The 11141-nt window shown below is 45.4% G+C and carries 10 protein-coding genes; 3 read left to right on the top strand and 7 right to left on the bottom strand.

Annotated features, from left to right (window positions below; genetic code table 11):
- The first annotated feature begins 104 nt into the window (after nt 1–104).
- Together QUB13_RS24650 and QUB13_RS24645 are read left to right on the top strand one after the other, a co-directional pair.
- Nucleotides 105–566, top strand: a complete 462-nt coding sequence (locus QUB13_RS24650; RefSeq protein WP_333386103.1) for a cupin domain-containing protein — start codon at nt 105–107, stop codon at nt 564–566.
- Nucleotides 567–572: 6 nt separating this feature from the next.
- Nucleotides 573–1208, top strand: a complete 636-nt coding sequence (locus QUB13_RS24645) for a class I SAM-dependent methyltransferase (RefSeq protein ID WP_333386100.1) — start codon at nt 573–575, stop codon at nt 1206–1208.
- Nucleotides 1209–1856: 648 nt separating this feature from the next.
- Here QUB13_RS24645 and QUB13_RS24640 read toward each other — a convergent pair.
- The 3 genes from QUB13_RS24640 to QUB13_RS24630 all read right to left on the bottom strand — a co-directional run bounded on the left by QUB13_RS24640 (nt 1857) and on the right by QUB13_RS24630 (nt 5270).
- Entirely contained in the window at nt 1857–2330 is a 474-nt protein-coding gene (locus QUB13_RS24640) for a hypothetical protein (RefSeq protein WP_194012048.1), read from the bottom strand.
- A gap of 240 nt (nt 2331–2570) precedes the next feature.
- Nucleotides 2571–3839, bottom strand: coding sequence for a cation:proton antiporter (locus tag QUB13_RS24635; RefSeq protein WP_333386097.1), 1269 nt, complete (start codon nt 3837–3839; stop codon nt 2571–2573).
- Nucleotides 3840–4130: 291 nt separating this feature from the next.
- Nucleotides 4131–5270 carry a universal stress protein gene (locus tag QUB13_RS24630; protein ID WP_333386094.1) on the bottom strand — a complete coding sequence of 380 codons (1140 nt, stop codon included), beginning with the start codon at nt 5268–5270 and terminating at the stop codon, nt 4131–4133.
- 99 nt (nt 5271–5369) lie between these two features.
- Between QUB13_RS24630 and QUB13_RS24625 the strand changes: the two genes are divergently transcribed.
- The gene (locus tag QUB13_RS24625; RefSeq protein ID WP_333386091.1) at nt 5370–5552 is read left to right on the top strand and encodes a hypothetical protein; all 183 of its coding nucleotides are present in this window, start codon (nt 5370–5372) and stop codon (nt 5550–5552) included.
- Nucleotides 5553–5576: 24 nt separating this feature from the next.
- On the opposite strand, the gene kdpC is transcribed toward QUB13_RS24625, so the two are convergent.
- From kdpC to kdpA, 4 genes are all read right to left on the bottom strand, one after another.
- Nucleotides 5577–6206: a K(+)-transporting ATPase subunit C gene (gene kdpC, locus QUB13_RS24620; protein WP_333386087.1), complete on the bottom strand. Its 630-nt coding sequence runs from the start codon at nt 6204–6206 to the stop codon at nt 5577–5579.
- A gap of 55 nt (nt 6207–6261) precedes the next feature.
- Nucleotides 6262–6531: a K(+)-transporting ATPase subunit F gene (gene kdpF, locus QUB13_RS24615; protein WP_333386084.1), complete on the bottom strand. Its 270-nt coding sequence runs from the start codon at nt 6529–6531 to the stop codon at nt 6262–6264.
- Nucleotides 6532–6742: 211 nt separating this feature from the next.
- Nucleotides 6743–8839: a potassium-transporting ATPase subunit KdpB gene (gene kdpB, locus QUB13_RS24610; RefSeq protein WP_333386081.1), complete on the bottom strand. Its 2097-nt coding sequence runs from the start codon at nt 8837–8839 to the stop codon at nt 6743–6745.
- Nucleotides 8840–8914: 75 nt separating this feature from the next.
- Nucleotides 8915–10750 (bottom strand): potassium-transporting ATPase subunit KdpA, encoded by a 1836-nt coding sequence (gene kdpA / locus QUB13_RS24605; protein ID WP_333386078.1) that lies wholly within the window; start codon nt 10748–10750, stop codon nt 8915–8917.
- Between the last annotated feature and the right edge of the window lie 391 nt (nt 10751–11141).

Below are 11141 nucleotides of genomic sequence, written 5' to 3'. Positions count from 1 at the left end.
AGCCGGATGAGGCGAAAGTTTCATGTCCGGTTCTGAAGGAGAGGTAGGGGTAGAAATGCCCCTATCGACTCTAACAACTACGAGACGTAAATTTGGTAGTCCTTATGATTGTTGATCCTGAAAATGTGCCGGATATTACAGGCTCTAAATATCCCCTGCAATTTCAATCTGCTGTGGCGGGAAGGGTGAAAAAACGCTTGGGCGATGCTGCAGGATTGCAGAATTTTGGGGTGAATTTGGTGAGGCTGGCGCCGGGAAGTTGTTCTGCTCTCCGACATTGGCACAGTCGTCAAGATGAGTTAGTCTATGTTCTGGAAGGGGAAGTGACTTTGATTTCTAATGCGGGTGAGGAAGTGCTGCAACCGGGTATGGCGGCGGGTTTTCGGGCTGGTGATGCTGATGGGCATCATTTGGTTAACCGCACGAATTCTGTTGTTGTTTATCTGGAAATTGGCGATCGCACTCCGGGAGATTCAGCAAATTATCCCGATGATGATTTAATTGCTAAAGCTGACGGTAATAGTTGGATTTTTACTCGCAAAAATGGCGAGATTTATGAGGGTTAAAAAATTATGAGTCAAGTCAATCTTTGGGCTTCGGCGGAACACGCTTTGTGGTATCTGGCTAAGGCTGATGGCATTCCTCACCGCACTGAAGGTGAAGCGGTTTTGTTGGAGGAAGTGCCGCAAACTGTGCGCCGGATTCTGGATGTGGGCACGGGTGATGGACGGTTGTTGGGTTTGCTGAAGTGCGATCGCCCGAATGTTGAGTGTGTGGCGATCGACTTTTCGCCGACAATGCTGGAAAAAGCCAGAATTCGTTTTGCTGATGACAAGAATGTCACGGTAATCGAGCACAATTTTGACGAATCGCTGCCGGATTTGGGCAAGTTTGATGCGATCGTTTCTAGTTTTGCGATTCATCACGTAAATAACGATCGCAAATTAGCCCTCTACACCGAGATTTTTGAGCTTTTGGAACCCGGAGGCATTTTTTGCAATTTGGAGCACGTAGCGTCCCCAACAAAGGCTTTACACGAGAAGTTTCGAGAGGCGCTTGGTATTAGCGATTCCCCCGACGATCCGTCTAATAAATTGCTCGATATGGAAACGCAATTGCGCTGGTTTAGGGAAATTGGTTTTGGTGAGGTAGATTGTTATTGGAAGTGGCGGGAACTCGCTTTATTAGTTGGGGTGAAACCAGTTTAGCGGCGTGCAAGGACTGCATTATCGTATCCTTTTAAAATTGGAAATAGTCACAATTAGTAAGGTGCGTCAGATTTTTAAACCCTCAATAATCGTTCTAGAAATTCACCTGACTCACCCTACAGCTTGATTTGAGTATGCCAGTTGTCTAAGTCCTGAATATAAGAGGTTGCTGTCGTAGCAGAAGTCGATCGCGAACAGTTCTGGTTATTTGAAAATAACCAACAGAGTATTAAGGAGAGAACAGGCGAACTCTTAACCCAAACGATACAGAAAGCAACCGTTTTTTGGAGTACCAAGCAAATTGAACCTCCAATTTACACTTTTAGTTAGGAATGAAAAATAAATAACTTGCACAATTAAACCCCAGAAGCCTCGATCCAAGGTAAACTATTGCTCTATTAGTCACCTTATTTATTTTTCATTCCTTATGGCGCTGAAGCGCAACTACTTACCAGTCATAGGTATGTAGTTGCGCTTCAGCGCTCTTTCGTAGGCTAAGGAATGAAAAATAAATAACTTGCACAATTAAACCCCAGAAGCATCGATCCAAGGTAAACTATTTCTCTATTAGTCACCTTATTTATTTTTCATTCCTTAGTTGGGATGGAAGATATTGTCCGGTCGCTCGCACATTGGGATCTTACTCAGTTAGAGGGCTGCTTTAAGAGTTATCAACCAAACGACCGAATTAACAGCAAACAAAAAGGTATAAAAAATATAGATTGATGGAGCGCAGATAGCTCGACCTAAAGAAGGCACTTTAAATATTTTCAAAAAACCGAGCGGGTGAACTAAACCTTCCGGTATAGAACGGGTCTTAAAACTTTCATCTAAGGCCCTTTCATCATTCAAGAATTGGGTGATTGCATGGACTCTTTGTATGTGATAAAATTGCACCCTCCAGTAGGTTGCTTCTAAAAACCAGAAACCAAAAATTACAACATATCCCAGCGGAACCAAGGCATCTATTTTGTTGGCAAACACCCAACCAATCAACGCTACCCAAATGGTAATTGCCGCAGTTTTTAACTGCAGCAAAATTGTATTGAAGTTAGCTATTTTTGTCTCTAGTTGCTCTGCTCCTTGTTGCAGCATTGCTAGCTGAAATTCAAATCGATCCATGTTTGATTCCGCGAACGTTTATATTAGAGTTATCCAAAAAATTATAATCTTCTTTTCTTTCGGTGTCGTTAGAGAACTTCGCCTGACGCACCCTACAAGTCGATTTTAGATTATACAGTAAGGTGCGTCAGCTCCCGAAATTCCCGATCGCCGTTAGAGAACTTCGTCTGACGCACCCTACAAGTCGATTGTTGTGTGACAGTTGCGTCCAGGACGATTAAAGTCACGCACCTTACTGAATTAAATTAAATCGGGTACTTTTGGTTTAATGCGTCGCTCGTACCAGTTCATCAATGGGGTGGAACTAATGCCGTGCAAAATCACAGAAAGTATGATGGTTGAAAAGGTAATCCAAGCAATTTTCTCGCCAGTTTCGCCTTTTAAACCTTTACCAAAAGCATAGGTAAGATAATAGATAGAACCGACACCACGAATGCCAAACCAACCGCACAGCAAGCGGCTGGCGGGATGCAAAGGACTGCCGATCGTACTGATCCAAGCTCCCACAGGCCGGATAAAAAAGATTAACAATCCAGCTACTAAGAGCGAGTAGCCTCCATAAGCGAGCATAGGTTCTAGGCGCAGGAGCGAACCTAAGAGTAAAATAGTTCCTACTTCCATTAACTTTTCAATGCGCTCGGTAAAGTGCATTTGGGAAAGCGGTTTTTCTGGGTTTCGGTAACTCCGCTGCACGACAATTCCTGCTACAAAAACTGCTAGAAATCCGTAGCCGTTGACTACTTCGGTGAGGGAATATGTGAGCAGAATTGTGCTGAGAGCAATGAAATCTTCCATTAATTGATCGGCGGGTCGGTAGCGTTGGAGTTGGCGATCGATCCAGGTGACGGCTTTAGCTACTAAAATGCCCATAACGATACCTGCTGCGATCGCCCAAATCAAGTCAACTGCTACCCACTGCGAAAACCAGTTCGACCAGTTGTTATCTTTGATCGCATAAATGCCGAAATAAACAAAGGGAAAAGCTAAAGCATCATTTAAGCCGCCTTCGGATGTTAAACCAAAACGCAATTCATCGCGATCGTCTATATCAGCTAACTGAACTTCTGAGGCTAAAACTGGATCTGTGGGCGCGAGAATTGCTCCCAGTAAAATCGCCGTGCCCCAATCTAATTTCACAAACCAATGAGCGACGGCGGCTACCGCAAAAATCGAAATTGGCATTAAAAAACCGATCAACCGCGCTGTGGAATTCCAAGCCCAAAATTGTAGCGGGCGATTCATTTTTAAGCCGCAACTGAACAAAGAAACAATAACTACAAATTCTGTGAGTCTTTGTAAAAATTGAGCTTCGGGGCGCAAGTCAATCAGCTTGGTGCCGTAGGGCCCCAATCCGATACCGACAATTAAATAAATTAAGGCATAAGACAGTGGCAATCGCGAAATCCATCCCGAACCCAAGGTGACTGTCAGCAGGAGGATGCCAATCGCTAGCAAGTTGAGAATGTAATTATCTACCATAGCGATCGCACTTTTAATCAGGTTTAACAAGTGCGATTTTAACAGGTAAAAGCTTCTGGCGCATCTACCAACCGCTAGAGTCTGTTATCCTCCAAAAGTTATATCTATTTGTTATTTGTTATCTGTTATGTGTTATTTGTTACAAATGACTGATGACTGATGACTAACAACTAACAACTAACAACTAACAACTAATAACTAACAACTAACAACTAACAACTAACAACTAATAACTAACAACTAACAACTAACAACTAACAACTAACAACTAACAACTAACAACTAACAACTAACAACTAACAACTGCCAACTAACAACTGACTAATGACTTTTTTCGGTAGCGATGATGTGCAAATCTACGTGTTTGAGCGATCGCACTAACTGTTGAGTCAAAGAACCCCGCAGCAGCAATTTCCACCGCGATTGCTGGCTTTCACCGATCACAATTTGAGTAATGCGATACTCTTTAGCTACATCGGAAATTGCTTTGGCTATTTTATTACCGTTGACTCGCAAAAATTGTCCGTTAAATTCCTGACAGAGTTTCTCACAAGTTTCAACGTGCAAGCTTTCTGCTTTTGTTAAAAATTTGTCTGGATCGTTAACAAACAAAGCATAAAAGGGAGCATTCATGTAGTTAGCAATCCTCCCGCCCCGCCGCAGCAGTTGCAAGGAATTGGGATAAGTCGAGACGCATACTAAAACTCGTTCGTGAATGTTGCAATATTGACCTTTTAAAGTTGCTGCGTCCTCTTCAACGTTGTCTGCAACTTCTCGCAGGGCGAGTTCTCGCAAAGCAATTAAATGACGGCGCTGGAAAAAGTTTTTTAAAGATTGTTCAATTTTTTCGGGTGCATAAATTTTGCCTTCTCGCAACCGTGTCTCTAAAGTTTCCGGCGTGACATCGATAACCACTACTTCGTCAGCTTCTTCTAGAATGCGATCGGGAATTCTTTCTCTGACTACAACTCCGGTAATTCGCGCTACTAAATCGTTGAGGCTTTCGATGTGCTGAATGTTGAGGGTGGAGAAAACATCAATTCCAGCATTCAGAACTTCTTCGACATCTTGATATCGTTTTTCTCGCTGAGAACCAGGAATATTTGTATGGGCGAGTTCGTCAATTAATGCTAATTGGGGGCAGCGCAATATGACCGCTTCCACATCCATTTCGGCTAGCATTTTTTCGCCGCGCAGCATTTGTTTTCGCGGCACTATTTCTAATCCTTTTCCTTTTTCGGCGGTTTCTTTTCGCCCGTGGGTTTCTAACAGTCCAACAACCACGTCAATGCCTTCTAATTTGAGTCGATGCCCTTCTTCCAGCATTCGGAAAGTTTTGCCCACACCGGGGGCCATGCCGATAAATATTTTGTGCTTTCCCCGGCGGGTGCGATCGCAATTGCGGTTAGTTTGGGCATAAACCGCGTCTGAATTGTTGGTGAGTTCGCTAGAGTGAATCATAGCTTAATAGATAAGTTGGCAGTTGGCAGTTGGCAGTTGGCAGTTGTTAGTTGGCAGTTGGCAGTTGGCAGTTGTTAGTTGGTAGTTGGCAGTTGGTAGTTGTTAGTTGGCAGTTGGCAGTTGGCAGTTGGTAGTTGGCAGTTGGCAGTTGGTAGTTGGCAGTTGGTAGTTGGCAGTTGGCAGTTGGCAGTTAACAGTCAACAGTCAACAGTTAACAGTCAACAGTTAACTGTCAACAGTCAACTGTCAACAGCTAACAATTCCCTAATGACTAATGACTAATGACTACTGACTACTGACTCTAAATTATTGTAAACTGTCGAGAGCTAAATTTAGTTTGAGGACGTTAACTCCAGGTTCGCCGAAAATTCCGAGAAATCGGCCATCTGTATTTTTGGATACCAACATTTCTACTTGATTGAGATTGATCAATCGCACTTTTGCTATCCGCTCAATTTGCGCCCTAGCTGATTCTACACTAATGTGCGGATCGAGGCTAGAACCGGAGGTGTAGACTAAATCAGCAGTCGGTTTGATGCCAGCTTGGTTGAGGCGGGCTAATTCTACTTGCACCCCTTGGAAACCATCTTTTTCATTGCCTCGATTCAGCAAATCCGAGTTACTGGGAGCAAGATTGCTAGCTCCCGAAACGCCAGTTCTTTGAGCTAAATTATCTGCCTTTGTCGGGTCGAGATCAGTAGCCACAAAGCTGCTGTAATTTGTGGTACTGGGGCGGCTCCAAAAATACTTTTCCGAGGTGAATGATTGACCGATTAACGATGAACCGACTACAACTCCCTGCTTAGTAATTAAGCTGCCATTCGCCTGCGAGTTGAAGGCGACTTGACCGATTACTAGCACGATTAAGGGATAAATAATTGCGGTGATTCCCCACAAAACTAAGGTCACGCGAATCGCTCTGATTATCTCTCTCATAATTTATCTGCCTCAAAGATTAGCTACTTGGTAATTATTGATTTTTGATATTTGCCTAAAATTTTTCCGGCTGAAAAATCACGACCAACAAATAAACTGCGAGCGCGACTATTAGTAAACCCAAAAGACTTAAACCCCATGCAGCTTTTTTGGTCAAACCTTCATCCGCAGCGGCATAAACAGCGGGTGCAATTATTAAGTTAAAGCACATTGCCAGAAATAGCTGTACCGGGATTGGATGCCGCTGCCAGAGCATTTGTGCTAACTCAATTGTTTCTTTAAAATTTCTGGGTAAAACATCATTGAGCAAATCGTTCCGTTTCATAATTTCTCCAATTTTTGGTGTTCTAAAGTAGATCTAGAGCCTCTATATCTGCGTTCATAAGTTTTACTAGGAAACGAGTTTTAAAGGAGGCGATAACTAATGACTAATGACTAATGACTACTAAGAGGGCGGGGATGGGGGCACCGCTCCTACCAACTGCCAACTACCAACTGCCAACTAACAACCTACAACTACTGACTACTGACTTCTTCTATGCTAATCCGACGGCGACAATCAAAACATCGATTATTTTGATGGCGATAAACGGCGCGACTGCTCCGCCCAATCCGTAGATTAAAATGTTCCGCTGCAATAGTTGATTTGCTGTCAGCGGTCGAAATTTTACCCCGGTTAATGCTAGGGGAATCAATGCGGGAATAATTAAAGCATTGTAAACTAATGCGGATAAAATTGCTGATTGACCGCTGGCTAAACCCATGATGTTTAATGCGCCAACGGGGGCAAACATGGCGGGAATAATTGCAAAATATTTGGCGATGTCGTTGGCTAGGGAAAATGTAGTCAGCGCGCCGCGAGTAATCAGCAATTGTTTGCCAATTGTCACTAAGTCAATTAGTTTGGTGGGGTCAGAATCTAAGTCCACCATGTTTGCAGCTTCTTTCGCGGCTTGGGTTCCAGAATTCATCGCGAGTCCCACGTTTGCTTGGGCTAGGGCGGGTGCGTCGTTGGTTCCGTCTCCCGTCATTGCTACTAATTTGCCTTCTGCTTGTTGCTTGCGAATTACTTCGATTTTGTCCTCTGGAGTTGCTTCGGCAATGAAGTCGTCAACTCCGGCTTCGTCGGCAATTACTGATGCTGTAATTCGGTTATCTCCGGTGAGCATGATGGTGCGAATTCCCATTTTTCGGAGTTGGTCAAACCGATCGCGAATTCCGGGTTTAATAATATCTTTCAAATAGATAATTCCGTAGGTGTCGCTACCTTGACAAACAGCTAACGGCGTGCCTCCCAAGCGCGAAACTCGCTCGTAAGCTGCATCGAGATCCGAGCCGAAATTGCCGCCGCGCGATCGCACAAAACCCTTCACCGCATCCACCGCACCCTTGCGAACCTCCGTACCATCGGGTAAATCGGTACCCGACATCCGGGTTTTGGCGGAAAAATCTAGGCCGGTGGCGCTGGTGCGATCGAATTTTGCTGTAGCGCCCAACTTTTCCGCCAAACGGACGATCGACTTTCCCTCTGGAGTCTCGTCAAACACGCTAGCAGCCAGCGCCACACTCGCAACCTGATCCAGCGAGTGACCGTTGACCGGAATGAATTCCTCGGCTAAACGGTTGCCCAGCGTGATCGTCCCCGTTTTGTCCAAAATCAGTGTATTCACGTCACCGCAAGCCTCTACGGCGCGCCCAGAGGTCGCTATGACGTTAAATTGAGCAACGCGATCCATCCCCGCAATGCCGATCGCGCTCAACAAACCGCCAATGGTTGTTGGAATCAGCGCCACCAGCAGCGAAATCAGCGTCACCACGCCCACAGGAGTTTTCACATAATTGCCGATCGGCGGAATCGTTGACACCACAATCAAAAACACCAGAGTCAGCACCGCCAGCAGCACCGTCAGCGCGATCTCGTTCGGCGTTTTCGAGCGTTCTGCGCCCTCCACCAGCGCGATCATCCTGTCCAAAAACCCCTTACCGGGGTCGGCCATCACCCGCAGCGTCAGTTCGTCGGAAAGGATGCGCGTCCCGCCGGTAACGGAACTGGCGATGTCCGAACCCGGTTCCTTGAGCACTGGGGCGGATTCGCCGGTGATCGCAGATTCGTCCACCGACGCGACACCTGCGATCACTTCGCCGTCAGCGGGAATGACATCGCCTGCGATCACTTTAATTTGATCGCCGCGTCTCAGGGCTGTCGAACTTACTTCTTGAATTGAACCGTCTGGTAAGAGTTTGCGGGCTGTGGTGTCGGCTTTGGTCGATCGCAGCGCGTCTGCTTGCGCTTTGCCGCGCCCTTCTGCTACCGCTTCCGCAAAATTAGCAAATACCAAAGTGAAGAACAAAATAAATGTGACTAAACCGTTGAAAACTCTCTGATTTTCGCCGGGAACCGGGCCGAACAGCGTGGGGTCGATCGTCAAAAGTGCAGTCACAATTGTGCCTACCCACACCACAAACATTACTGGATTTTTCAGCATCACCCGCGGGTTTAGCTTGACAAAAGCTTCTTTGAAAGCTCTTTGATAAAGCCCTTTTGTATTTGCTTTGGGCGTATGTTTGCGAGACTCGCGAGGGCCTCTGGAACGGGAATTTTTCTGAGAATTGGGGGTATTGGAAGAAGCCATAATTTGGATTTTTAATGAACCGCAGAGGACACAGAGAACACGGAGAAAGAGGAGGGTGAGATTGACAATTTTTTGCTATTGAGGTGGAGGAGTTGGTGTTGCTTTGGGTGTTGTCGCTTCTGGTGTTGGTGTTACTAAAGGCGAAGGCGTTGCTAAAGGCGTTGTGAAAGGCGAAGGCGTTGCTAAAGGTGGCGCAGTTATCGGTGCTGGTTCCAACTTAGCGCTGCTAATTTCAAATCCTTCTGCAATTGGCCCCAAAGCTAGGACAGGGAAAAATGTCAGCGCGCCCAGAATTATGATTACTCCTGCTGTGACGCTGGTGAATAAAATGGAATCGGTTCTTAGTGTTCCGGTTGTTTCGGGAACCAGTTGTTTGTTTGTCATGCTGTCAGCTAAAAGCAGCAGGGCAAAAATCGGAACGTAGCGCCCTAAAAGCAAACTAAAACAGGTGCTTAAATTCCACCACAGTCCTGTTGCTGCGGGTTGAGAATCTCCTAATCCTTCAAAGCCTGAACCGTTGTTAGCTGCGGCTGAAGCGTATTCGTACATCACCTGTGAAATGCCGTGAAATCCGGGGTTGCTGATGCCGCTCAAGCTGTCGGTAAAGGCGAGGGTAATTGCGCCAGGGATTAAAACTGCGATCGGGTGAACTAACAAAACCACGCTGGCTAAAACAATTTCCTGCTTTTCAATTTTACGTCCCAAAAATTCCGGCGTTCTACCCACCATCAATCCTGTGAGAAATACGCTCAAAATCAGGTAAATAAATAAGTAAGCTGTTCCGGTTCCTTGTCCGCCCCAAACAATTTGCAGAAACAAGTTAGACAGAGTAGCAAAACCTGCGGGAGGCATTAAAGAATCGTGCATTCCGTTCACGGCGCCGCACATTGTGCCAGTTGTAGTCACGGCCCAAAGGGCGGTTTGCGACCAGCCAAATCTAACTTCTTTACCTTCTAAATTTGGTTGCACGGAACCCAGTAAATTATTGACTTGAGGATTGCCTTGATATTCGCCAATTGCGGCAGTGCCAATCAAGACAACATAAATTATAAATACCATCCAAAAAATCAGCCATCCCTGCTTTTTGTTGTTGGCAAATTTGCCGTAGGTGTGAATCAGCGCTGCTGGGATGGAAACCATTGCTAGTGTTTCCAGCAGGTTAGTAAAAGGGTTGGGATTTTCAAAGGGGTGAGCCGAGTTAATGGCAAAAAATCCGCCGCCGTTTTCTCCTAGTTGTTTGATGCTTTCAAAGTGAGCTACTGGGCCGCGGGCAATTACTTGTCTGCCTCCTTCTAAGGTGGTGGCAACTTCTGGACCCGCGAGGGTTTCGGGTACTCCTGAAATTAGCAATAGCAAGGCGATTATTAAAGATAATGGCAGGAGAATTCTGGTAATTGATTGAATTAAATCGATGTAAAAGTTACCTAACGGGCGGCCGGTCAGTCCCCGAATAAAGGCGATTCCTACTGCTAAACCTGTGGCGGCTGAGGTAAACATTAAAAAACCCAAAGTTAACTGCGATAGATAACTATATGTTGTCTCGCCGGAGTAATGCTGTTGGTCGGTATTTGTGAGGAATGAAATTGTTGTGTGTAGGGCGGTATCCCAGGTTGGTGCGCTGAGGCTGGTGGGATTTAAAGGTAGCACTCCCTGAAGCATGAAGATTAGAAAAACAAATATGCCCATTGCTACATTGCTGTATAATAGCGATCGCGCATATTGCCAGCCTGTCATGGAATCTACACCACGGATGTTGCCTGCTTTATAGATGAGTTGTTCTACTGGTTTAATGGCGGGATCGAGGATGGTTCGTTCTCCCATGTACACCCGCGCCATGTAATTGCCCAAGATGGGCGCGATCGCGATTAAAATGATTAGGGTTAATCCGATTTGAGTTAATCCTTGCAGCATAACTTAGTTAAAAAATCCTCGTTGTTGAATAAATGCGCTTCACTCCTCGGAAAATGGCTTCGGAAGGAAGTCCACAAAACGGGGTGAGTTTTCTTTAAGGTTACTTCTAGTTCGCAGCCTATCGCCCGATTAATTGCTACTGCTAAGATACGATCTCCGCAGAAAATCGTTGGAATTTCGCTGGCTAGAATTAATCGGTTTTCTCTTGTTAATCCCAAGCAATAGCAGTTATCGGGCAATTGTATTGCACTTAGTGCTATGCCGCAATAACTGCTGTTAAATTGGATGGGTACTTGAATGAGTTTTGGTTCTACAAAGCTCATGAACGACTCCCGTAGGCCGCAAGGTTAGGTTTACTCTTATTGATTAGTCTACAGAATTTTGGGGTGTT

Origin of the sequence: Microcoleus sp. B4-D4 (assembly GCF_036705185.1) — a bacterium.
Lineage (GTDB): Bacteria > Cyanobacteriota > Cyanobacteriia > Cyanobacteriales > Microcoleaceae > Microcoleus.
Note: the sequence above shows the minus strand (reverse complement) of the source record. Positions and strands in the feature narration are given on the sequence as shown.

What these genes read in the sequence shown, in the direction of transcription:
- QUB13_RS24650 (WP_333386103.1), top strand. Translation starts at nt 105, where the DNA reads ATGATTGTTGATCCTGAAAATGTGCCGGATATTACAGGCTCTAAATAT.
- QUB13_RS24645 (WP_333386100.1), top strand. Translation starts at nt 573, where the DNA reads ATGAGTCAAGTCAATCTTTGGGCTTCGGCGGAACACGCTTTGTGGTAT.
- QUB13_RS24640 (WP_194012048.1), bottom strand. Translation starts at nt 2,330, where the DNA reads ATGGATCGATTTGAATTTCAGCTAGCAATGCTGCAACAAGGAGCAGAG.
- QUB13_RS24630 (WP_333386094.1), bottom strand. Translation starts at nt 5,270, where the DNA reads ATGATTCACTCTAGCGAACTCACCAACAATTCAGACGCGGTTTATGCC.
- kdpC (WP_333386087.1), bottom strand. Translation starts at nt 6,206, where the DNA reads ATGAGAGAGATAATCAGAGCGATTCGCGTGACCTTAGTTTTGTGGGGA.
- kdpF (WP_333386084.1), bottom strand. Translation starts at nt 6,531, where the DNA reads ATGAAACGGAACGATTTGCTCAATGATGTTTTACCCAGAAATTTTAAA.
- kdpB (WP_333386081.1), bottom strand. Translation starts at nt 8,839, where the DNA reads ATGGCTTCTTCCAATACCCCCAATTCTCAGAAAAATTCCCGTTCCAGA.
- kdpA (WP_333386078.1), bottom strand. Translation starts at nt 10,750, where the DNA reads ATGCTGCAAGGATTAACTCAAATCGGATTAACCCTAATCATTTTAATC.